The 21,817-nt window shown below is 70.2% G+C and carries 20 protein-coding genes and 1 pseudogene; 17 read left to right on the forward strand and 4 right to left on the reverse strand.

Annotated elements, in window-relative coordinates; translation table 11 throughout:
* Positions 1-22: 22 nt before the first annotated feature.
* Positions 23-1,690 carry a hybrid sensor histidine kinase/response regulator gene (locus tag ACX9TP_RS23630; protein WP_482981989.1) on the forward strand — a complete coding sequence of 556 codons (1,668 nt, stop codon included), beginning with the start codon at positions 23-25 and terminating at the stop codon, positions 1,688-1,690.
* Between the two features lie 101 nt (positions 1,691-1,791).
* Positions 1,792-2,736, forward strand: coding sequence for a patatin-like phospholipase family protein (locus tag ACX9TP_RS23635; protein WP_482981990.1), 945 nt, complete (start codon positions 1,792-1,794; stop codon positions 2,734-2,736).
* Between the two features lie 42 nt (positions 2,737-2,778).
* Here ACX9TP_RS23635 and ACX9TP_RS23640 read toward each other — a convergent pair whose 3' ends face one another.
* Entirely contained in the window at positions 2,779-3,429 is a 651-nt protein-coding gene (locus tag ACX9TP_RS23640) for an NADPH-dependent F420 reductase (RefSeq protein ID WP_482981991.1), read from the reverse strand.
* Between the two features lie 104 nt (positions 3,430-3,533).
* Between ACX9TP_RS23640 and ACX9TP_RS23645 the strand changes: the two genes are divergently transcribed.
* On the forward strand, positions 3,534-4,436 hold the full coding sequence (locus tag ACX9TP_RS23645) for a LysR family transcriptional regulator (RefSeq protein WP_482981992.1): 903 nt from the start codon (positions 3,534-3,536) through the stop codon (positions 4,434-4,436).
* Positions 4,437-4,485: 49 nt separating this feature from the next.
* Here the strand turns inward: ACX9TP_RS23645 and ACX9TP_RS23650 are convergent, their stop codons facing one another.
* Positions 4,486-5,220 (reverse strand): TVP38/TMEM64 family protein, encoded by a 735-nt coding sequence (locus ACX9TP_RS23650; RefSeq protein WP_482982211.1) that lies wholly within the window; start codon positions 5,218-5,220, stop codon positions 4,486-4,488.
* Between the two features lie 352 nt (positions 5,221-5,572).
* Between ACX9TP_RS23650 and ACX9TP_RS23655 the strand changes: the two genes are divergently transcribed.
* The 10 genes and pseudogenes from ACX9TP_RS23655 to ACX9TP_RS23700 all read left to right on the forward strand — a co-directional run.
* A complete protein-coding gene (locus tag ACX9TP_RS23655) occupies positions 5,573-6,022 on the forward strand; it encodes a general stress protein (RefSeq protein ID WP_482981993.1) in 450 nt (149 codons plus the stop codon).
* Positions 6,023-6,060: 38 nt separating this feature from the next.
* On the forward strand, positions 6,061-6,399 hold the full coding sequence (locus ACX9TP_RS23660; RefSeq protein ID WP_267862744.1) for a hypothetical protein: 339 nt from the start codon (positions 6,061-6,063) through the stop codon (positions 6,397-6,399).
* Between the two features lie 31 nt (positions 6,400-6,430).
* Entirely contained in the window at positions 6,431-7,648 is a 1,218-nt protein-coding gene (locus ACX9TP_RS23665) for a sodium:proton exchanger (RefSeq protein ID WP_482981994.1), read from the forward strand.
* Positions 7,645-8,943 (forward strand): cation:proton antiporter, encoded by a 1,299-nt coding sequence (locus tag ACX9TP_RS23670; protein ID WP_482981995.1) that lies wholly within the window; start codon positions 7,645-7,647, stop codon positions 8,941-8,943. Before ACX9TP_RS23665 ends, ACX9TP_RS23670 begins: the two co-directional genes overlap by 4 nt.
* Before the next feature lie 53 nt (positions 8,944-8,996).
* A complete protein-coding gene (locus tag ACX9TP_RS23675) occupies positions 8,997-9,608 on the forward strand; it encodes an L-threonylcarbamoyladenylate synthase (protein ID WP_482981996.1) in 612 nt (203 codons plus the stop codon).
* A gap of 18 nt (positions 9,609-9,626) precedes the next feature.
* Positions 9,627-10,607 (forward strand): hypothetical protein, encoded by a 981-nt coding sequence (locus ACX9TP_RS23680; protein ID WP_482981997.1) that lies wholly within the window; start codon positions 9,627-9,629, stop codon positions 10,605-10,607.
* A 68-nt stretch (positions 10,608-10,675) separates the two neighbouring features.
* Entirely contained in the window at positions 10,676-11,605 is a 930-nt protein-coding gene (gene xerD / locus ACX9TP_RS23685; RefSeq protein ID WP_482981998.1) for a site-specific tyrosine recombinase XerD, read from the forward strand.
* Positions 11,606-11,758: 153 nt separating this feature from the next.
* Positions 11,759-12,145: a YciI family protein gene (locus ACX9TP_RS23690; RefSeq protein ID WP_482981999.1), complete on the forward strand. Its 387-nt coding sequence runs from the start codon at positions 11,759-11,761 to the stop codon at positions 12,143-12,145.
* A gap of 6 nt (positions 12,146-12,151) precedes the next feature.
* Positions 12,152-13,414, forward strand: a complete 1,263-nt coding sequence (locus tag ACX9TP_RS23695) for an RNA polymerase sigma factor (RefSeq protein WP_482982000.1) — start codon at positions 12,152-12,154, stop codon at positions 13,412-13,414.
* A 324-nt stretch (positions 13,415-13,738) separates the two neighbouring features.
* Positions 13,739-13,867, forward strand: a pseudogene (locus tag ACX9TP_RS23700) (hypothetical protein); the annotation flags it as partial.
* On the opposite strand, the gene ACX9TP_RS23705 reads toward ACX9TP_RS23700, so the two are convergent.
* On the reverse strand, positions 13,813-13,998 hold the full coding sequence (locus ACX9TP_RS23705) for a hypothetical protein (RefSeq protein ID WP_482982380.1): 186 nt from the start codon (positions 13,996-13,998) through the stop codon (positions 13,813-13,815). The pseudogene ACX9TP_RS23700 and the gene ACX9TP_RS23705 sit on opposite strands and share 55 nt — an antisense overlap.
* 85 nt (positions 13,999-14,083) lie before the next feature.
* Between ACX9TP_RS23705 and ACX9TP_RS23710 the strand changes: the two genes are divergently transcribed.
* Positions 14,084-17,191, forward strand: a complete 3,108-nt coding sequence (locus tag ACX9TP_RS23710) for a VWD domain-containing protein (RefSeq protein ID WP_482982212.1) — start codon at positions 14,084-14,086, stop codon at positions 17,189-17,191.
* Between the two features lie 84 nt (positions 17,192-17,275).
* Here ACX9TP_RS23710 and ACX9TP_RS23715 read toward each other — a convergent pair whose 3' ends face one another.
* Complete coding sequence (locus ACX9TP_RS23715; protein ID WP_482982001.1) at positions 17,276-18,460, reverse strand: DUF4388 domain-containing protein; 1,185 nt, start codon at positions 18,458-18,460, stop codon at positions 17,276-17,278.
* A gap of 270 nt (positions 18,461-18,730) precedes the next feature.
* On the opposite strand from ACX9TP_RS23715, the gene trpS reads away from it, so the two are divergent.
* From trpS to scpB, 3 genes are all read left to right on the forward strand, one after another.
* Positions 18,731-19,795, forward strand: coding sequence for a tryptophan--tRNA ligase (trpS, locus tag ACX9TP_RS23720; RefSeq protein ID WP_482982002.1), 1,065 nt, complete (start codon positions 18,731-18,733; stop codon positions 19,793-19,795).
* A 168-nt stretch (positions 19,796-19,963) separates the two neighbouring features.
* Complete coding sequence (locus ACX9TP_RS23725; protein WP_482982003.1) at positions 19,964-20,833, forward strand: segregation and condensation protein A; 870 nt, start codon at positions 19,964-19,966, stop codon at positions 20,831-20,833.
* Positions 20,820-21,803, forward strand: a complete 984-nt coding sequence (scpB, locus tag ACX9TP_RS23730) for an SMC-Scp complex subunit ScpB (protein ID WP_482982004.1) — start codon at positions 20,820-20,822, stop codon at positions 21,801-21,803. The genes ACX9TP_RS23725 and scpB overlap by 14 nt, the downstream gene beginning before the upstream one ends.
* Positions 21,804-21,817 lie beyond the last annotated feature (14 nt).

Below are 21,817 nucleotides of genomic sequence, written 5' to 3' on the forward strand. Positions count from 1 at the left end.
TGCACCTGCCCTGGGGGGGTGGATGAGCCACTTCGCACAGATGTCGAAGGCCGAGCTGGTCCGCGCGCTGGAGCAGCTGGAGCCGGTCCTGGTCGCCCGGGACGAGCTGGCCGCCGCGGTGCAGGACCTGCAACGCCACCAGATAGAGCTGGAGATGCAGAACCGCGCGCTGCGCGAGGCGCAGCAGGCGCTGGAGCAGTCCCACCACCGCTACGTGGACCTCTATGACTTCGCTCCGGTGGCGTACCTCACGCTGGACGCGCGGGCCTGCATCCAGGAGCTGAACCTCACGGCGGCGGAGCTGTTGAAGAAGGAGCGCCCCAGTCTCGTGGGCCAGCCCTTCGCGCCCTTCGTCGACAGCGCGGACCTGTCCCGCTTCCTCCAGCACGTGCGCCACTGCGTGGCGGAGGGAGGGGCGGGGAGCCTGGAGCTGAAGCTGCGAATCTCCGGGACGCGGGCGGAGGTCCGGCTGCACACCGCGCCCTTTCCGAGCGGAGCGACGCATGGCGGTCAGGTGTGCCGGGTGGCGATGGTCGACGTCACCGAGCTGCGGGAGACGCAGACGCGGCTGGCGCTCGCCGAGCGGCTGGCGTCGCTGGGCACGCTGGCGGCCGGGGTGGCGCACGAGCTGAACAACCCGCTGGCGTTCATCGCCCAGTGCCTGGAGCTGGCGCGGCTCCGAATGGGGGAGGGCGCCCTGGGGGCCGCGAGGGGCGAGGTGCAGGACCTGCTGGTGGACGCGGCGGTGGGCACCGAGCAGCTGCGCACCATCGTGCGTGATTTGTACGCCTTCGCACGCGCGGAGGAGGACCGCCGGGAGCAGCTGGACGTGCGCGAGGTGATGGGGCGCTCCATCCGGATGGCCCAGGGGGAGATCCGCCACCGCGCGAAGCTCGTGCGGGACGAGGCGAGCGTGTCCCCGGTGCTGGCCAACGAGGGGCGGCTGGGCCAGGTGTTCCTCAACCTGCTGGTGAACGCGGCGCGCGCGATTCCGGAGGGCCGCGCGGACCAGAATGAAGTCCGCGTCGTCATCCGGAACGAGGGGGACTCGGTGGTGGTGGAGGTGCGCGACACCGGCCAGGGCATTCCCCCGGAGCGGCTGGGCCGCATCTTCGACCCGTTCTTCACCACCCGGCCGGAAGGTCAGGGGCTGGGCCTGGGGCTCAGCATCAGCCAGAGCCTGCTGGCGCGCATGGGCGGTGAGCTCACGGTGGAGAGCGAGGTGGGACGGGGCAGCCTCTTCCGCGTCCGGCTGCCGGCGGCGCCCGCCGAGCCCGTCTCGCCGTCCCTGCTCCCGGCGCGGCGGCCCTCGCGTAGGCCCTCCCGCAGGGCGCGCATCCTCATCGTGGACGACGAGCCGAAGCTGGCGCTGACGCTGGGGATGCTGCTGGAGGAGGCGCACGACGTGACGCGCTGCCTGAAGGCCCGGGAGGCACTGGAGTTCATCCACGCCGGCCCGCCCTTCGATGCCATCCTCTGCGACCTGATGATGCCGGAGATGACCGGCGAGGACCTCTTCGAGGCCGTGCGCGCCTCCCTTCCGGAGCAGGCGCGCAGGATGATCTTCATGACGGGCGGGGCCTTCACCCCGGGCGCCCAGGCCTTCCTGGAGCACGTGAAGAACCCTCGGCTCATCAAGCCCTTCCGCGTGGACGAGCTGGAGTCGACGCTCGCGCTGGTGGTGGGCTGAGCTTCTGGCTCCGGTTGGACACGGAGCCGCGCTCGGGGGCGATTTGCGCGCAGACGCTCCGCGCCTATCCCTGCTCCACTCGTTGGAGGTGTCACATGGCCATGTCGGACCGTCCCGCAACGTTGGTGCTGTCCGGTGGTGGAGCCAAGGGGGCCTTCCAGGTGGGGGCCGAGCGCGTCCTGCGCGAGGTGCACGGCTTCCAGTGGGAGCGCGTCTTCGGCGTCTCCGTCGGCGCGCTCAACGCGACGATGGTGGCGCAGCAGGCCTACAAGGAGCTGAACGACATCTGGCTCAACATCCGCGAGTCGGACGTGTACCGGCGATTCCCCTGGGCCGTCATCGCCATCCGCATCGGGCTGCTGCGCAAGCTGGGGCTGTACGACGGCACGCCGCTGCGGGACTTCATCCTGAAGAACGCCACGGGTCGCCCCTACGTGGTGCCCGCGCACGTGGGCCGCGTGTCGCTGACGTCCGGGATGTACGAGCTGGTCTCCAGTGACGCGAAGGACTTCCTGGAGGCCGTGTGGCAGAGCGCCACCATGCCCGTCATCTGGGAGCCCATCGGCTCCTCCTACCTCGTCGACGGCGGCCTGCGAAACGTCACGCCGCTGGGGGACGCGCTGGAGTTCGGTCCGACGGAAATCGTCGTCATCTCCTGCTCCTCGCAGAAGGTCGAGCCGGTGAAGGCCCCGGGCAACATCCTCGACGTGGCCGTGCGCGCCCTCACCGACATCACCATCAACGAAATCCTCCTCAACGACGTGGACACCTTCATCCGCATCAACGACATCGTCCGCCAGGCGTACGACGAGGGCGTGTCGCTGCGCCGTCCCGACGGCACGCCCTACCGGTACTGCCGCATCACCGTCATCGAGCCGGCGAAGCCGCTGGGGAACACGCTCGACTTCTCGCCGGAGATGATTCGCATGCGCATGCGGCACGGCGAGGAGATGGCCCGCTCCGCCATGCAGCCCACGGGCGTGGGCCCCGGCGAGCGCATGCCGCAGCAGCCCGGGCCGTACTCGGTGCCCCCGCTGCATGCGTAGCGGGAGGGGAGCCGTCCGGGGACTCCGTGAAGCCGAGGCGGCTCAGGCCCGGACGAGCTGCACGTTGAAGTCCGCGTTGCCGAACGCCCCGTAGAGCCGGAGCCACAGGAGCATGTGGCCCTCGGTGGCGCGCGACGCGGTGATGTCCCCCAGGTCCACGACGCGCTTCCAGCCGAAGCCCTCGGTGAGAAGCTGAGTCACCTGCTTCTTCGCCCCGGCGTCATTGCCGGCGACGAAGATGTCCGTCGGCGCGGGCAGCTTCGCCGGGTTCACCATGACGGAGGCGGTGACGGTGTTGAGGCTCTTGACCACCTTCACGTCCGGGAAGGCGCGCTGGAGCTGCTCGCCCAGCGAGTCCGTGTTGCAGACGGAGAGGGTGGGCGGGAAGCCCTTGGAGAAGTCGAGCGGGTTGGCCACGTCCACCAGCACCTTGCCCTTCAGGTGCTGCTCACCCGCCAGCTTCAGTGCCTCCAGCGACGCCGTGCCGGAGGTGCAGTTGAAGACCAGCTCCGCGAAGGCCGCCGCGTCCGCGAAGGTGCCCTGAGACGCGCGGGCCCCGGCCGTCTTCGTCCACGCCACCGCCTTCGCGTGGTTCGCCGTGCGCGAGCCCATGCGCACCTCGTGGCCCACCTCCACCAGCTTGCTGCCCAGCGTCTCGCCGACGATGCCCGTGCCCAGGATTGCAATCTTCATGAGGTCCTCCTGCTTCGTGGTGGGGCCAACCTAACCGTCAACCCGGCGCGCATCGAGCACGCGGGGGTTGAACCATCGTCAACTCCAGGTTGACAATCCGGCCCATGGATTTGTTCGCGGGCGTCCTCCCCTTCCTGCATGTGGCCGAGGAGCGCAGCTTCCGGAAGGCGGCGGCGCGGCTCGGCGTCACCACGGCGGCGGTGAGCAAGGCGGTGCGCCGGTTGGAAGAGGACGTGGGCGTCAGGCTGCTGGAGCGCACGTCCCGACAGGTGGCGCTCACGCCCGAGGGCGCGGAGTTCCTCGAGCGCGCCCGCGAGGCGGTGGCGCAGGTGCGGGCGGCGCGGGAGACGGTGGCCCAGGCGCAGCGGGCGCCCCGGGGGCCGCTCACGGTGACGCTGACGCACATCCTGGCGCCGGTGGTGCTGCCCCGGCTCGCGCGGCTCCAGGCGCGCTACCCGCAGCTCACGCTCCACGTCCGCATGGATGATCGCTTCAGCCGCATGGTGGACGAGCACATCGACGTGGCCATCCGCGTGGGCGAACTGGAGGACTCCAGCCTCGTGGCGCGGCGGCTGTTGTCCACGCGCTGGGTGACGCTGGCCGCGCCCGCGCACCTCGCGCGCCACGGCACCCCGGCGCATCCGGAGGAGCTGGCGCGACACCCGTGCCTGAAGTTCGTGGACCCGCGCGGCCTGGCGCGGGAGTGGGTGTTCCGCCGCGCACCCGGAGGCCCGCCGGAAGTCGTGCGCACACCGCCGGCCATGGACGTGAATCACGGCCCCGCGCTGCTGGACCTCGCCGCGGCCGGGGCAGGGCTGTGCCAGGTGCTGGACTTCATGCTCGACGAGCGCGCGCGGGACGGGCGGCTGGTGGAGGTGCTCGCGGAGCACTCCGCCGAGGGCCCTCCCGTCCACGCGCTGTGCCTCCCCGGAAGGCAGTCCGTGCCCCGGGTGCAGGCGCTCCTGCAGCTCTTGTCGGAGGAGCTGCGACCCGGGGGCCGCGCGTAGTCGGGAACCTTTCAGCCGCCAGGCGCGTCCAACGAGATGAGCCGGGGCCCTACCAGGTGGCGGGTACGCCATCCTGCTTGGGTTGCCCCGAGTGCACCGGTGTCCCGGGACGCTCGTCCTGGAGCTCACCCGACGCGGCATGGGCCGGCGCGTCCGGGTCCTCCTCCGGTGCGTCGTTGATTTCCTTGTAGAAGCGCCTGCCGATGAACACGCCCAGCACCAGCGACACCACGAGGCCCACCGCGGAGACGGCGGTCATCACCGTGCGGCCCTGCGCCAGCCCGCTGCCGAACTGTGCGGTGAGGAAGGTGCCGGGAATGGTGCCAATCATGACGCCGGCGACCAGGGGCCACAGCCGCGCGCCGCTGGCCGCCGCCGCCACCAGCATGACGTCCGTGGGGCACAGCGGGTTGATGCAGGCCATCAGCCCGAAGAGGAAGTCGTGGCGCCTCGCGGCCCGCACCAGCGCCGGATACTTGCCGCCAGCCAGGCGCTTCATCGGCCGGGTGCCCAGCTTGCGCGCCACCCCGAAGAGCAACATGGCAGACAGGAAGCTGCCCGTTAGTGAATAGAGGGTCGCTGCGAGCGTCCCGAACATCATCCCGCCCACCGCGGTCAGGAGCTGACCGGGCAGCAGCGTCACCGGGCGGATCGCGAGAAAGGCGACGTAGGCCAGGGGAGCTGCGTCGCCGAACGGCTCCAGGACGGAGGCGATGCGCTTCTGGTCGATGAAATCCGGCCCCAGCAGCCGGAGCATCACCAGGCCTCCCACCGAAACGAGCATCGGTGCCAGGACCTTGAGCCAACTCTTCGCCGACTGCGCCACGCCGTGCCTCCCCCGCGGCCGATCGCCGGACGCGCCGCTGGCAGAAGGTGGGAGGTGGATCGGGAATCGGCAATGTGCAGTGCGGTGTTTCAAACAATGAAGCGTCCTGGCGGGCGGGCCAACGCCCGGCACGAAAGCTCGGCAGGCGTATGCAAAAGCCTGAAATCACTCGGGTTTTTGTGTGGTGTGTCAGGCGCGAACGGCTGGCGGTGTACGGAGCTTGCTTGCATCGGGGCGCTTCCGTCCCAAGGTTTCAGGCAAGGGGCAACGAGGCGAGGGTCGGGTGGCAGTCACGAGAGGAGATGGCGATATGTCGGACAAGGACAACAAGGGCAGCATGACGGTGGCCGAGGCAGGCCGTAAGGGCGGCGAGACTGTCCGCAACGAGCGCGGCCGGGAGTTCTACGAGACCATCGGCCGCAAGGGCGGCGCGACGGTGAAGGCCGAGCGGGGCCGTTCCTTCTACGAGGAGATTGGCCGCAAGGGCGGCGAGACGGTGAAGGCCGAGCGCGGCGCGAAGTTCTACGAGGAGATCGGCAAGAAGGGGGGTGACCGCGTCAAGGCCACCCGCGGGCCGAACTTCTACGAGGAGATCGGCCGCAAGGGCGGGCAGAAGGTGAAGAAGCTCATCGAAGAGGGCAAGCGCGCGGCTCGCGCCGCGATGGCCGCCCCCGCCGGTGAGGGCCCGCAGGAAGGCGCGGCTCCGGCGGCGCCGCCTCCGGCTTCCGAGCCGGCCGGTCAGGGCCAGGGCAACGAGTAGCGTGGCGCCAGACGCGCGGACCCGGTAAGACGGGCCGCGTGTACCTGGTCATCACGTTCCTCGAACAGCTGGAGGGGACCGAGCGGGCCATCCGCCGGCTCCGGGAGTTTGGCATTCCGGAGCCCCTGGTGGTTCGCGCTCGGAGCGCCGCGGCCGCGCTGTCCGCGGAGGTACCCGTGTTCGCGGGCCTCCGCAGCCTCGCGCTGGGCGCGGACGAGGATCGTGTCCTCCTGGTCAGCCTGCTGCCCGCCATCTCCGCCGAGGAGATGGAGCGGCTGGTGCAGCGCGTACAGTTGGAGATGGATGCGGACGACCCGCCCATGGGCCGCCTGGTCGCCCTACCGGTGATCTCGGCGCCCACGCACCGACGCTCGTGACGTGAGGGACGGAGCGGTGTAAGCACAGCACGTGCAAGCGCTGCTCGTCCTCCTTTCCATCGCGGCGCTGTCGCTGCTTGCCTCCAGCCGCGTGCTGGACCCCGGGCGCTTCCCGGCGTTGGCGAGGCTGGCGGCCAGCGGCTTTCTCTTCCTGCTGATGGGCATCCTCCTGGGCCCGTCCGTGGTGGGGCTGCTCACCCCGGGCGACCTGGAAGGCCTGCGCCCGGTGACAGCGCTCGGCCTGGGCGTGGCGGGCGTCATCCTGGGGCTCAACCTGGAGCCCCGGCTGCTGCGGCTGTTGCCCCGGCCGGTGTACTCGGCGGCGCTCGCGCACGCGGGCACGGCCTTCTTCTTCGTGGCGCTGCCGCTGGTGGCGCCCCTGCTGCTCACCTCCGGGCTGTCGCCGCAGGCGGCGGTGGGGGCGGCGGCGCTGCTGGGCGCGGCGGCGAGCCTGTCCTCCGGCCACTTCGCGGTGCTGGCGTACCGCGCCGGGCGGATGGACCGCGCGCGCGGGCTGGGCGTGGCGCTGCTGACCATGCTGGACGACGCGGTGGGCATGGGCGTGCTGGCGCTGGCGCTGGTGCTGGGCGCGGCGAGCAACCTGGGCGAGGGTCTGGGGCTGGTGTGCCTGGCGGTGCTGCTGGGCGTGCTGTGCGGGGCGCTGCTGGCCTTCCTCACGCACTCGCTGAAGGACCTGGCGGAGCTGACCACGGTGACGCTGGGCGGGGTGGCGCTGGTGGCGGGCGCGGCGGCGTACCTGCGCGTGTCGGCGCTGCTGGCGGGGGTGGCCTGCGGCGCCTCGCTGGCGCTGGTGGGCGGGCGCACGGCGGAGCGGGTGTCGCGCTCGCTGGCCCGGGTGGAGCGGCCCGCGTTCCTGATGCTGGTGTTCCTGGTGGGCTGCGGGGTGCACGCGCGCGACTGGGGCGCGTGGGCGCTGGTGCCGGCCTTCGTGGGCCTGCGCTTCCTGGGCAAGGTGCTGGGCGGGAAGCTGGCGCAGCGGCTCGCGGGCAGCGCGCTGGAGCTGCCCCCGCGGCTGGGCTACGCGCTGATTGCCCAGGGCGGCCTGGCGCTGTGTCTCGTCGCCGAGTACGGGATGCTGGTGCCCGGCGGGCTGTCCCAGCGCGTGCTGGACGTGGTGGTGGTGGGCGCGGTGGTGAATGAGCTGCTCGCCGGTCAGGCCTTCCGCCAGGTGCTGGGCTCCACACCGGCGCCCGCGCGGGCGCAGCCGGACGTGGAGGTGGCGACATGAAGGGCGCCGTCATCCGGCTGGGGTTGCTGGTGGTGCTGCTGGCCATCATCAGCCGGGCGCAGGTGCTGCGCGCGGACGCGGGCACGCCGGTGACGCTGGCGGCGGGCGCGCTGCTGTTGTGCGGCCTGTTCGCGGGGAAGGTGGCCAAGGGACTGGGGCTGCCGCGGCTCACGGGCTACCTGCTGGTGGGCGTGGCGGTGGGCCCGTACGCGCTGGGCTTCATCCCCAACGCGGGCGTGAAGGGGCTGGAGCTGGTGAAGGGGCTGGCGGTGAGCCTCATCGCGCTGGTGGCGGGCACGGAGCTGCGGCTGGGGCTCATCCGCCGGGTGGGCGCGCGGGTGGCGCTCTTGTGCGCGGGCGTGTGCGGGCTGACGTTCCTGGCGTGCTTCGGGGCCACGTTCGCCCTCAAGCCGCTGCTGCCGTTCATGGCGTCCATGACGACGCAGCAGGCGCTGGCCGTCAGCGCGCTGGTGTCCACGGTGGTGGTGTCCTTCTCTCCCACCGTCACCATCGCCATCGTCCAGGAGACGCGCGCGCGCGGCAGCTTCACCGAGTTCCTGATGGCGCTGGTCATCATCGGGGACCTGTTCGTCATGGTGGCCTTCGCGCTGGCGGCGGGCGTGACGAAGGCGAGCTTCGGTGGCGGGCTGGACGTGGCGGAGCTGCTGGGCGGGGTGGGGTGGGAGCTGTTCGGCTCGGTGGGCGTGGGGTGCGTGCTGGCGGTGGCGGTGCTCGTCTACATGCGCGGGGTGAAGCAGGACCTGCCGCTGTTCCTGGTGGGCCTGTCCTTCGCGGCGGCCGAGGGCGGCGCGCGGCTGCACCTGTCCCCGCTGCTGGTGTCGCTGGCGGCCGGGGCGCTCGTCGCCAACCTGGACGAGCGTGCGGGCGAGCGCATCCACCATGCGATTCAGCAGGCGGGCCTGCCGGTGTTCGCGCTCTTCTTCGCGGCGGCCGGCGCGGGGCTGAAGCTGGACGCGCTGGTGACGGTGGGGCCGGTGGCGCTGCTGCTGGTGGGCCTGCGCGGCGGGGCCATCTGGTTCTCGTGTCGCAAGCTGGCGCCCGCGGATGACCCGCGCCTGAAGAGCCACCTGTGGATGGGGCTCATCTCCCAGGCGGGCGTCACCTTCGGCCTGGCGGCGCTGGTGTCCCGGACGTTCCCCACGTTCGGCGCGCAGGTGGAGGTGCTCATCGTCGCCATGATTACCGCGCACGAGCTGGTGGGCCCGGTGCTGACGCGGCGGGCGCTGGCCGCCAGCGGAGAGATCCGCACGGACGAGGCGTCCGGAACGGCATAGGCTGATCCGCATCTCACCGGACAGCGACCCGCTACTGGAGACACGGAGACATCATGGCCGCACCCATCCTCGAGGTGGACATGGAGCACCCGTCGCCGCGCCACCTGCAGCGCGCGGTGGAGGTGCTCGAGCGCGGCGGGCTGCTGGCCTACCCCACGGACACGTACTACGGCCTGGGGTGTGACCTGAGCTCGAAGAAGGGCATCGAGCGGCTGTACCAGCTCAAGGGGCGTGACAAGAAGAAGCCGCTGTCCTTCCTGTGCCCGGACTTGTCGGACGTGGCGCGGTACGCGCACGTGAGCAACTTCGCCTACCGGACCATGAAGGGTCTCACTCCGGGTGCGTTCACCTTCATCCTGGAGGCGACGCGGCTGGTGCCGGATTTGATGATGTCCAAGCAGAAGCAGGTGGGCATCCGCGTGCCGGACGCTCCGTTGGTGCGCGAGCTGGCCCGGCTGCTGGGCCGCCCTCTGGTGACGACGTCCGCGACCAACACGGAGGGTGTGCCGCTCACGGACGCGAAGGACATCAAGGCCGAGCTCGGACACGGCCTGGACCTCATCCTGGACGGGGGCGTCACCCTCAACGAGCCCTCCACGGTGATTTCACTCATTGGCGATACGCTTGAAATCCTCAGGCAAGGCAAGGGTAGGCTAGGGGATTGACCGACGAAGGGGGGACACTTGGCACAGGGGGGAACGGCGCCAGGGCCCGTGGATGCACCGGAACAGGTGCCTGGGCTGCTCAAGTTGTTACTGTTGTTACTCTTCAGACCGGTGGACCTGCACTACCGGCTGCGGGCCGCGGGCATCCGCGCGCCGGGCGGCCGCATCGGTCAGCTCTGGCGTGAGCAGGCGGAGGGAGGCCGGGCCGCGGGCCTCTACGTGAAGCGCCTGGTGCTGGTGCTGGTGGTGGGCTCGCCGCTGATGACGGGGCTCCTGGCGCTGGTGCTCTTCGGCGCGGGGATTCCGCTGCAGCGCGGGTGGGGCCTGTCGGCGCTCTGCTGCTCGGCGGCGGGGCTGATGCTGGCGCTGGTGTCGGGGCTGGCGTCGGGCGTGCTGCTGGGGACGCTGGCGAGCCTGTCCATGCTGGTGGGGCTGCATGCCACGGCCGGAGGCGCCTTCGGGCCGCTGCACGGCGGCACGGCCGGCATGGCGGTGGGCATGTGCCTGGGGGTGGTGGCGGGGCTGGCGTCGGGCAGCATCGCGAGCATCTCCGGAGGGCGCGGCCCGTCCGTGGTGCGGGTGCAGGTGGCGGCCATCTTCACGAGCGTGATTCCCATGCTGGTGTGGAGCGGCGCGTCCAACGCGTCCTTCGCGGGAGCGGTGGCCGCGAGCTCGCTGGTGGCCTTCCTGATGAGCGCGTTCCGGCTGCCGCTGTATGCGCTGGAGGTGCTGGCGTCGGCGGTGGCGTACGCGGTGGAGCGGTGGACCGGGAAGCCCACGCTGAGCTGGGTGCCGGTGCGCCACCACAACCTCAGCTACCTGCCGCACCCGTTCCTGGGACGGCACCTGGCGCTGGCGGTGCGCTCGCGGCCGGCGGAGGTGCTGGCCGTCGCGGATGCGTGCCTGCGCTCGCCCGGCAACATCCTGGTGGGGTGGCCGTGGGTGGTGCAGGCGCTGGAGGCGGCCTCGACGGACACGGCCGCGGAGCGCCGGAGCTGAGACGGTGTAGCCAGGCGGCCGCGAGTCACTGAGTTGCCTCGGCGCGGGCCTCCGGTACGGTGGCGGCCATGGAAGGGTTGCTCGACGCGTTCATCGCCTTCATCCGCGCGGAGCGCGGGCTGTCCGGCAAGACGGTGGACGCCTACGCCGCGGACATCACCGCCTACTTCGAGGACCTGCGGGCGCGTGGCCTGGACGACGTGACGCGGGCGAAGCAGGAGGACGTCTCCGCGCACCTGTCCGCGCTGGGCAAGCGGGGCGTGGGCAAGCGCAGCCAGGCGCGCCACCTGGCCGCGCTGCGGGGCTTCCACCGCTTCCTCGTCGCCGAGCGCATGGCCGACAAGGACCCGACGGAGGACCTGGACACGCCGCGCTCGGCGAAGAAGCTGCCCTCGTTCCTCACGCTGGAGGAGGTGGAGCAGCTGCTGGCCTCCCCCGACGAGCGCACGTCCACGGGCCTGCGCGACAAGGCGATGCTGGAGGTGCTGTACGCCACGGGCCTGCGCGTGAGCGAGCTGTGCGGCCTGGGGCTCAACGACATCCAGCTCACCGCGGGCTACCTGGTGGCGAAGGGCAAGGGTGCCAAGGAGCGCCTCGTCCCGCTGGGCAGCGTGGCCATCGAGAAGGTGCAGGCCTACCTGGCGACGTCCCGGCCGGCGCTCATCGGGAAGCGGCAGTCGAAGGCGCTGTTCGTCACGCCTCGCGGCGGGGGCTTCACGCGGCAGGGCTTCTGGAAGCTGCTCAAGCGGTACGCGCTGAAGGCGGGCATCCGCAAGCCGCTGTCACCGCACAAGCTGCGGCACTCGTTCGCCACGCACCTCGTGGAGCGGGGGGCCGACCTGCGCGCCGTGCAGCAGATGCTCGGCCACGCGGACCTCGCCACCACGCAGATCTACACCCACGTGAACAGCGCCCGGCTGCGCTCCGTGTACGACGAGTTCCACCCGCGCAGCGACGTGTTCGTCCCCAAGCCGAAGAAGCGGAAGACGGCGTCGTGACTGGAAACCCTTAATAATTACAATGGGTTGGGTCGGCGGAAAATCGGCCGGAAAAGAATCGTCATGGGGCATGTAGAGCGCCCGCGTCCGGCTTCGACATACCCATGACAGCGCGCTCGATGACGGGACGCTGGTACCGAAAGGGAGCCGACCATGAAGTACATGCTGATGATGAACCACCCGGGCAAGGCGCCGTACCAGATCTCCAACTGGTCGCAGGCTGACTTCAAGGCGCACATCGAGTTCATGAAGAACTTCGCCACGAAGCTCGGCGCGGCGGGCGAGCTGGTGGCCGCCGAAGGCCTGGCCGGGCCAGACCAGGCGAAGATCATCCGCGCCGGGAGCGACGGCAAGCCCATCACCGACGGCGTGTTCGCCGAGTCGAAGGAGTACCTCGTCGGCTTCTGGATCGTGGACGTCGAGAGCACCGAGCGCGCCTACGCCATCGCCGCCGAGGCGTCCGCCGCGCCCGGCCCTGGCGGCAAGCCCATCAACATGGCCATCGAGGTGCGGCAGGTGATGAGCGCGCCGCCCGTCTGAGCTCACGTGAGGCCCTCGTCACACGAGCCCCGGACCGAGCACCTGCTGCGCGAGCTGGCGCCACAGGTGCTCGGTGCGGTCATCCGGCGGTTCCGGGACTTCGCGGCGTCGGAGGACGCGGTGCAGGAGGCCCTGCTCGCGGCGGCCACGCAGTGGCCTCGCGAGGGCGTGCCCGATGACCCGCGCGCGTGGCTGATTCAAGTCGCGGCGCGGCGCATCACCGACCACGTCCGGGCCGAGGCGGCACGCCGCCGCCGCGAGGAGCTCGTGGTCAGCCTGGTGCCGCCGGAGCTGCAGCTGGCGCTCGCCGCGGACAGTGACGAGGCGGCGGGGCGGGACGACACGCTCGTCCTGCTGTTCATGTGCTGCCATCCCGCGCTCACGACGGCCTCCGCCATCGCGCTCACGTTGCGCGCGGTGGGCGGCCTGACGACGGCGGAGATTGCCAGGGCGTTCCTCGTGCCCGAGGCGACGATGGCGCAGCGGATCAGCCGGGCGAAGCAGAGCATCAAGACGTCCGGCGTGCCGTTCCAGCTGCCCACGCCGGAGGAGACGGCGCAGCGGCTCGGCGCGGTGCTGCACGTGCTCTACCTCATCTTCAACGAGGGCTACACGACGAGCTCCGGCCCCGAGCTGCAGCGCACGGACCTGTCCGGCGAGGCCATCCGCCTCACGCGCATGCTGCATTCCCGGCTGCCCGACGATGGCGACGTCATGGGTCTGCTCGCGCTGATGCTCCTGACGGATGCCCGGAGCGCGGCGCGCACCGCGCCGGACGGGATGCCCATTCCCCTCCCCGAGCAGGACCGGAGCCTGTGGAACCCACAGGCCATCGCCGAGGGCATCGCGCTCGTCACCGCGGCGCTGTCGAAGGGCTCGGTGGGGGAGTATCAGTTGCAGGCCGCGATTGCCGCCGTGCACGACGAGGCGGCGCGCGCCGAGGACACGGACTGGCCGCAGATCCAGGCGCTGTACGGCGTGCTGATGGGGATGTCCGACAACCCCATGGTGGCGCTCAACCACGCGGTGGCCACGGCGATGGTGCACGGGCCGCAAGCGGGGCTGGAGCTGCTGAAGGCGCTCGACGTCGACGGACGCCTGGCGGGGCATCACCGGCTGGATGCCGTCCGCGCGCACCTGCTGGAGCGGGCAGGGGAGACGGAGGCGGCCATCGCGCACTACCGCAAGGCCGCGGGCCGGACGACGAGCATCCCGGAGCGGAACTACCTCATCACGCAGGCGGCGCGGCTGAGCGACGCGGCGGGATAGAGAGCGCATTCCAGCGGCGGCCCGCCTGTATCCGCCGGGGTTACCATCCGTGTGAGTTGTAGCACCGAGGGCCACATGACTCGGTGCGCAGTGCCGTGTTTCCGCACGCTTGGGCACGGCCATTCAATTGCAGCTTTCGGGCGCACGCCCAGGCCCCGCGACCGCGACGGACAGGCGCACACCCCCGGAGCTCACTGCATGAGACCCAAGCTTCCCCTTCCATCTCCACCCAGGGCATACCGTCGACCCGCCCTGGGCGCGCTGCTCGTCGCGTCGTCGCTGTTCGCGGTGACCGCGGAGGCCGCGGCCCTCAAGGTCATGACGATGGGGCTCGGCTCGGGCACGGTCACCGGGCCGGGCATCAGTTGCAGTGACACCGGCGGCACCTGTGACGCAGTCTATGGGGCCGTCACCGTGACGCTCACCGCCACGCCCGCCACGGGGTACACCTTCGGTGGATGGGACACCGACGCCGATGGGGACACCGCGTCCACCTCGGACTGCACGGGCATGGCGCTGACCTGCCCCCTGAACATGGCCACGGCGAAGTCGGTGAGGCCGGTCTTCAACCTCTCGACCCCCATCCCCACCATCCCGGCGGTGGACCCGACCAACATCACGGCCGCCGAAATCCAGAACTACCTCGACAACAACTTAAACGTCGACACCGTGGCCCGCTTCGTCGCCGCGCTGCCCGCCGCGTTCAAGTACAGCCCCATCATGATGACGCGCTCGGAGAGCCTGCAGACGGGCACCGCCGAGTACCCGCGCATCCTCCTGTCGAGCATCAACGCGAAGTCCGTCTTCTCCATCGGGCCCGTCCTGCACTCCGCCTACCCGGGCTCGCATCCGGACGTCATCGAGTACATGCAGTGGGACGCGGCCACGAACAACTTCCGCTTCCACGAAATCATCCTGAAGCCCATCCCCGCGATGGGCGCCATCCCGGCGCGCGTGCGTAAAGTCGAAGTCGACGACTTGAAGTGCTCGAGCTGCCACTCGACCCGGAACGTGGTCAACCGGTCGACCCTCCCGGGCACGGACGGCCTGCCCGTGGGCATCATCAAGACGAAGAACAAGCCCAACTGGGACCCGTACGACAGCTGGGGCGGCATGGTGCCGTTCAACCGGGACCGGCTGTATCAGGGCTCGCTGGACACGGCCGCGTACCGCAAGCTCTACAACCCCTGGACGTGGCGCAGCAGCCACGCCATCCGCTCCCTGGTCGAGCAGTTGCGCCTGCAGCCCCCGCTGGGCGGGGTGCCCGTGCCCGACCGCATCACCCGCTTCCGCGGGGGGCCGGGCGACGGCACGCCCCGGTTCTCGTTCGACGCGACGGCTCCGATTACGACCGAGCCGGCCCCGGTGGGCTCCAGCCCCGCGGTCTCCTCCGCGTACCAGTTCAACAACACGTTCTCGGGCCCGACCAGCTCCGTCATTCGGCAGGGCACCTTCATCACGCTGTTCCACCACTCGGGCTTCACCGCGGGCGAGGGACGTGGCGTCCAGCTGTTCGACCTGCTCGGCGGCCTCGACGGCAACCTCAACCAGAAGCGCGTCGCGGATGAAATCGCGAGCCACCGCTGGGCGACCGGCAACGTGCTCATCGATCCCCGGCCGGTGGCCCTGGCCATCGCGAAGAGCTGCCTCAGCATCGGCTCGACGGCGGTCACCAGCCCCTACGGGGCCCTGACGTTCGACCAGAGCTTCTTCACGGCGCGCCACGGCGGCAACGGCATCAACGCCATCCGCACCGACACGGACACCCGCCAGAAGAGCGTGCCGCGCCGGAAGGTGGACATCCAGAAGTTCAACCTCGACCGGGCCGGAGACCAGTACGTGGACTTCATGACCCCGGTGCCCGGCCTCGTTTCGCAGTACGGCGCCTCGACCACCTCGGGCCTGGATGCCTCGTTCCCCCGGCTGCGGCGCGAGGTGTTCCGCCGCATCATCGATGCCGGCAGCGCTGACGCGACGAACATGCTCGGCCTCTTCGTGGACCGGGAGATCTACAGCCAGAACACGACGCCCATGGCCCTGTACCGCTATCTCCTCGAGCCGCTTGGCGTCTCCGTGGACAAGTGGTCCATGGGCGTGCGCGGCCGGTCGCGCACCTATGCCTTCGCCGACATCTTCTCCTCGTACACGCTCGCCCTCCGGACCGCGCTCGAGGCCAACCTGACCGCGGACCCCATCCCGGGCCTCACGGCACCGTACGCCTGCGCCAGCCTGATTCCGTTCGTCAACTCCACGCTGGCGTTGCTGCCTCCGGCGAACGCCGTGCCGACGTACACGGACGTGCAGCGCATCTTCAACAAGAGCTGCGTCGAGTGCCACGGCGGGCTCGACTATCCGCCGTACTCCAACTACGGGACGGCCCTGAACCTTGCCGAGGACCAGTCCGGCCCGCTCGTGAATCCGCTCACGGCGCCGCACGCCGATGCCCTGGCCCGGGCCGCCAGCCTGGCGGGACCGCTGTACAACCGCATTACGAACGCGTCGGAGAGCTGCCCGGGCGGCATGATGCCGTGTGGCGGGCCCCCGCTGAGCCAGGCGGACATCGACACGATTCGCCGCTGGATCGTGGGTGGCAATCCCTCCACGTGGGGAGATCCGCACCTCACGACCATCGACGGCGTGCGCTACGACTTCCAGAGCGCGGGCGAGTTCGTGCTGCTCCGCGACCCGGGCATGGAGATCCAGGCGCGGCACATGCCCGTGCAGACCGAAGGGCCCGTGGGGCCGGACGCGCACACCGGGCTGACCTCGTGCGTGAGCATCATGACGGCGGTGGCGGTGCGCGTCGGTAACAACCGGATCACGTACCACCTGAATCCCCAGTGGCGGGAAGGGCTGGAGCTGCGCGTCAATGGCAGTCCCGTGCAGCTCGGCACGGAGCTGCTGCTGCCCGGCGGCGGGCGCATCGTCCGGACGCCCTCGCAGGGTGGCATCCAGATCGAAGGCTCCGGTGGGACGCGCATCATCATCACCGTCGACTGGTGGGCGCACTACCAGGTCTATTACATGAACGTCAGCGTGCAGCAGGCCCGCGCCACGGAGGGCATCCTCGGTCCCATCGCCCGGGGGAACTGGCTGCCGACGCTCTCCGATGGCACGCAGCTGGGGCCCCGCCCGACGGACCCGTACCAGCGCTACCTGCAGCTGTACGAGACGTTCGAGAACTCCTGGCGGGTGACGAGCGCCACGTCGCTGTTCGACTACCTGCCCGGGTACTCCACCGCGTCGTACACGCTCAAGGAATGGCCGGCGTACAAGGCGGACGAGTGCAAGGTCAACCAAGCGCCCGTCGGGATTCCGGTCAGGGCCGCGCTGCCGTCGATTCCGATGGAGCAGGCCTTCGAACTCTGCCACGCCGTCGTGAACGCAGACCGGCGGATGCAGTGCGCGCAGGACGTGGCGGGGACGGGCGACCCGATCTTCGCCCACACGTTCGTGGAGTCGGAGACCATCGAAGCCAACAACGCGCCCGGCCTTCCGGCGCTGGTGTCCCCGAGGGACATGGCCATTGCCTCCGCGACGATGTCCTTCCTGTGGGAGGGCACCTTCGACAGGGACCAGGACACCGTCCTCTACCGGCACTGCGTCTGGAGCGTGGACGAAGACTTCACCTTCCAGACGTGTGACAAGCCGACGCGCGAAACCGCCAGGGCGGTGACGCTGGCGCCCGGCAGGGACTACCTCTGGAAGGTCATCGCCGAGGACGGGAAGGGTGCCAGCACCGAGAGCGTGACGTGGCGGGTGACGGCGAAGCAGTAGCCGCCAACGCCTGAGCCTGGATGAGGAAGGGCCACCTCCGCGCACGCGGGGGTGGCCCTTTCCGTCTCACCCGTCAGGCGGGGCTCAGGTGCCCACGCCCGCGACCGGCGTCCCGAACGGGTCCGTGCTGGTGCGCCGCGGAGTGCCGGCGCGCTCGCTGCCGGGCAGCGGGGCCACGTGGATGAGGCCGGAGGCCATCAGCCGGTGCACCGAGCGTGACGCCGCCAGCTCGCCCATGGCCGCGGTGCGCAGGGCCTGGCGGATGCTCCGGCTGCCCCGTAGCTTCGAATACAAATACAGGTCATCCGCCGTCAGGTCCGGCGGGGTGGGGCGGGGAATCGGCTCGAAGACGAGCCGCCCGTCCAGCGCGAACAGCTCGTCGCTGAGCGCCAGCGTCAGCCGCACCTCCGCCTCGCGGTACAGCGCGTGCGCCTCCGGTACCGGGCCGCGCTCCAGCACCTGCGCCGCCAGCGCCACCGCGTGGTCGTACTTCCCCGTCTCCAGGAAGCGCTTCACCAGGTTGAGCAATTCCGCCAATTCCGCCGCCTCGCCCAGCTTCGGGCCCCTGGGCCGCTGCGGCGCCAGGGCTCCACGCCGGTACAGGTGCAGCACCCAGCGCGCGGCGAACAGCGGCCCCTCCTTCGCGTTCGCCAGCATCTCGCTCAGCGTGGCCCCGCCCGACGCCAGGTCCAGCAGCACGTCCTCCTCCTCGGAGAACGTCTCCACCGCGAACTCGCGGAACACGCGGAACGTGACGTCCTGCCGGGGGAAGATGTCCCGGAACACCGCCCACTCGCGCAGCCGCGACACCGCGTCCCGGTGCAGCGTGGACAGCGGCAGCTTCAGCCCGATGGCCCGTCCAATCGCCGGCAGCCCGGGCGTGAACTCCACCTCGCCCGACTCCCAGTCGTAGCAGTCGAAGAGCGCCTCGCGCGCCTTGTGCTCCATGGCCTCGATGAGCCGGGGCAATTCCACGAAGCAGCGCTGCACCAGGAAGGTGCCGTAGGGCACGCCGGCCCCTTCCGCCGCCTCGAAGGCCGCCGCCGCCCGGGGCGCGTCCAGGATGCGCAGATTCACCAGCACCTGCGCCAGGTGCTCGCGCGGGTCATTCGAGCTCTCGCCGACGAGGAAGCCGTCCTTCACCTGGAAGCACCGGCGGACGGCCCCACGCTCCACCCGCAGCGTCCCGTCGACTCCGGGCGCCGTGAAGAGCGGTGGCATCACCATCTGCAGGCGATAGCTGGCGAGACTCCCGTTGAATGACTCCATGCCGGTGCGTCCTCCCGAGTCTGGCGTTCGATGAAGTGCCCGCGCGTGCTCGCAGGGGGTGCAGCCAGGGTATCGTCCCACCCACCGTCCTCTCTGCGCAAGTGCCCGGATTTCCTGGGAATTTTCCAGGCCGTCGCAAAATTTCACCAAAGGAGGGGGTGGGTTTCCGGAAGCGGACGGAAGCACCGCAGCCGCAACGGAAGGTTGCAGGGTCGGCGCGGGTATGCGAACCAGCCGCGTCCACCACCCGTCACTCGAGTCGGAACCGACATGCGGATTCTCTCAGGCGTCCAGTCGTCCGGAAAGCTGCACATCGGCAACTACTACGGCGCGATTCGCCAGTTCGTGCAGCTGCAGGACGAGGCCGAGTCGTACTACTTCATCGCGAACTACCACTCGCTCAACGAGGTGAGGGATCCGAAGCGGGCGCTGGAGCTGACGCGCGACGCCGCGGTGTCCTACCTGGCGCTCGGGTTGGATCCGAAGAAGGCGGTGCTCTTCCGCCAGAGCGACGTGAAGGAGGTGCTCGAGCTGAACTGGATACTGGGCGTCGTCGCGCCGGTGGCCCACCTGGAGCGGGCGCACAGCTACAAGGACAAGGTGGCGCAGGGGAAGAGCCCGGACTTCGGCCTCTTCGCGTACCCGGTGCTGATGGCCGCCGACATCCTGCTCTACAGCGCGGACGCCGTCCCGGTGGGCAAGGACCAGATCCAGCACATCGAGTTCGCCCGCGACTGGGCGGTGAAGTTCAACATGCAGTACGTGCCGGGCTACGACCCGGCCGACCCGGAGGGCAAGGAGCGGGGCCACGCGCCCGGCATCCTCAAGCTGCCCTCGGCGCGCATCCAGTCCTCCACCCAGACGGTGCCCGGCATCGACGGGCGGAAGATGTCCAAGTCGTATGGGAACACCATCGACCTGTTCGGGGACGAGAAGGAGATCAAGAAGCGCATCATGTCCATCAAGACGGACTCCACGCCGGTGGAGGCGCCCAAGCCGGTGCCCGCGGCCGAGGCCGCCGGGAGCACGGAGCTGGCGGAGGGCGGCAAGGGCTCCGAGGTGCCGCTCTACGACCTCTTGAAGGTGATGCTGCCCGAGTCCGACTTCCGCGACGTGGACGCGTCCTGGAGGGCGGGCGGCAAGGGCTACGGCGACTACAAGAAGAAGCTCCTGGAGGCCTACCACGCGACCTTTGGCCCGGCCCGCCAGCGGTACGCCGAGCTGGCTGGCGACCCGGCCGAGCTGGAGCGCATCCTCCAGGACGGCGCCAACCGCGCCCGTGAGGAAGCGACCCGGCTGATGGACAAGGTTCGCCGCGCCGTGGGCATCCCCTGAGGTGGAGTGACTGAACGGGCTTTCACTGTCGATTGTTTGACCCACCAGAGGGGCACTGCTAAGGAGGTGTGTCCCCCCGACTTTCGCCCCAAGGCCAAGGAAAGTCGGGCCTTTGCGCGATGACGAGCCGTCCCTCACACACCTTCCAGGGCAGTCCAAGGACCTCCGGTGAGTGAGGGCCGACGCGCACCGGCCGAGGAGGGCCTCGGTGATGGGGAGGGGCCCCGTACCCCGGGTGACGCCTTCCGCGTCGCGCTGCCCAACTTCGAGGGTCCGCTGGACCTGTTGCTCCATCTCATCAAGGAGCACCGGGTCGACATCTTCGACATCCCGCTGGCGCTGATCACCGAGAAGTACCTCCAGCACCTGGAGAAGATGCGGGAGATCAACCTGGACATCGCCGGCGAGTTCCTGGTGATGGCCTCCACGCTGGCGCACCTCAAGTCCCGCATGCTGCTGCCCCGGCAGGACGTGGCGGCGGTGCAGGAGGGCTCGGAGGTACTCGCGGCCATCGAGGAGGCGGGCGACCCGCGGGCGGAGCTGGTGCGGCGGCTGCTGGAGTACCAGAAGTACAAGGACTCCGCCGAGCACCTCGCGACACAGGACATCCTCGGCCGCGACGTCTTCACCCGCAACGTGCCGGTGGAGGCGGTGCCCATCCCCGAGGAGGAGGTGGGCCTGCAGGAGTTCAGCGTCCTCAAGCTGATTGAAGCGCTGGACCGGGTGCTGGAGCGGTTGACGCCCAAGCTGCAGCACGAGGTGGTGCGCGAGCGGGTGACGCTGTCCGAGGCCATCCTCCGCATCGTCGAGCGCCTGCGGCCCCACGGACAGGTCCTCTTCGAGAGCTTGTTCAACGAGCAGGAGACGCGCACGCGGCAGGAGGTGGTTGTCACCTTCCTGGCCATCCTGGAGATGGTGAAGCGGCGCCTCATCCGGGTGGTGCAGGACGAGCCGCTCGGTCCCATCCTGCTCCTACCCAACGGGGACGCGCTGGAGAAGCTGGCCCCCACGGAGGTCGACGACAGTGACTACCGGTAGCAACGGCCCCGAGGACGAGACTGCTGCCCCTGGCACGCCCGGAGGCCCCGGCCCGTTCTCCGAGGACGAGATCGCCGCCGTCACCGGCCCCGGCCCGGCGGATGACCTCGACGAGGTGGAAGCCGTCGCGATTGAAGAGGACTCGGACGACTCCGTTCCGGACCTCGAGACGTCCTTCGAGAAGCTCATCTCCAAGAGCCGGAAGCTGTCGGCGGACCGCATCCGCACCGTCATCGAGAGCGTGCTCTTCGTGGCGGAGCGGCCGCTGTCGGTGGACGAGCTGTTCATGGCGACCGGCATCGACCGGGAGCTCATCTCCGAGGCGCTCAACCAGCTGTCCGGCATCCACCGTGACGGCATCAGCGGCATCGTGCTGTATGAAGTGGCCGGAGGGTGGCAGTTCCGGACGGATCCGCACTCGGGTGAGTACGTGCGGCGCTACCTGCGGGTGAAGCCGCAGCGGCTGACGCGCGCGGCGGTGGAGACGCTGGCCATCATCGCGTACCGGCAGCCGGTGACCCGGCCGGAGGTCGAGGACATCCGCGGTGTGGACTGCGGCGCGGTCATCAAGGCACTGATGGACCGCAAGCTGGTGAAGATATTGGGCAAGCGCGAAGAGGTGGGGCGTCCCATCCTCTACGGGACCTCGCGAGAGTTCCTGGAGTTCTTCGCCCTGAAGGACCTGTCTGCCCTGCCCACGCTGCGTGAGTTCCACGAGCTGACGCAGGAGCACCGGGAGATCGTAGAGAAGGAAACGCAGCCGGCGCCGGCTGCGGCGGGAACCGTGGACACCCTGGCGGACCCCGGGTTTACGAAGCGGATGGAGAAGAGCGCGGCGGCGAGCGAGGCCGCGCTGGAGGAGCTGGAGGAGGCCATGGAGGCCGCGGACCGAACACAGAAGGTCAGCTCCAGCGTCCTGGACACGCCCCCGAAGCCCGTGACGGGCGAAGAGGGGCCCAAGCCCGAGTAACGGGCAACGACGGA

The sequence above is a fragment of the Pyxidicoccus sp. M15 genome, assembly GCF_056858435.1.

Coding starts and splice junctions, on each gene's coding strand:
- ACX9TP_RS23705 (WP_482982380.1), bottom strand. CDS start 13,998: ATGGGGGTCGAGAGGTTGAAGACCGGCCTCACCGACTTCGCCGTGGCC.
- ACX9TP_RS23715 (WP_482982001.1), bottom strand. CDS start 18,460: ATGGAGTCATTCAACGGGAGTCTCGCCAGCTATCGCCTGCAGATGGTG.
- ACX9TP_RS23630 (WP_482981989.1), top strand. CDS start 23: ATGAGCCACTTCGCACAGATGTCGAAGGCCGAGCTGGTCCGCGCGCTG.
- trpS (WP_482982002.1), top strand. CDS start 18,731: ATGCGGATTCTCTCAGGCGTCCAGTCGTCCGGAAAGCTGCACATCGGC.
- ACX9TP_RS23645 (WP_482981992.1), top strand. CDS start 3,534: ATGGATTTGTTCGCGGGCGTCCTCCCCTTCCTGCATGTGGCCGAGGAG.
- ACX9TP_RS23655 (WP_482981993.1), top strand. CDS start 5,573: ATGTCGGACAAGGACAACAAGGGCAGCATGACGGTGGCCGAGGCAGGC.
- ACX9TP_RS23635 (WP_482981990.1), top strand. CDS start 1,792: ATGTCGGACCGTCCCGCAACGTTGGTGCTGTCCGGTGGTGGAGCCAAG.
- ACX9TP_RS23675 (WP_482981996.1), top strand. CDS start 8,997: ATGGCCGCACCCATCCTCGAGGTGGACATGGAGCACCCGTCGCCGCGC.
- ACX9TP_RS23650 (WP_482982211.1), bottom strand. CDS start 5,220: ATGCTCGTTTCGGTGGGAGGCCTGGTGATGCTCCGGCTGCTGGGGCCG.
- ACX9TP_RS23670 (WP_482981995.1), top strand. CDS start 7,645: ATGAAGGGCGCCGTCATCCGGCTGGGGTTGCTGGTGGTGCTGCTGGCC.
- xerD (WP_482981998.1), top strand. CDS start 10,676: ATGGAAGGGTTGCTCGACGCGTTCATCGCCTTCATCCGCGCGGAGCGC.
- ACX9TP_RS23690 (WP_482981999.1), top strand. CDS start 11,759: ATGAAGTACATGCTGATGATGAACCACCCGGGCAAGGCGCCGTACCAG.
- ACX9TP_RS23640 (WP_482981991.1), bottom strand. CDS start 3,429: ATGAAGATTGCAATCCTGGGCACGGGCATCGTCGGCGAGACGCTGGGC.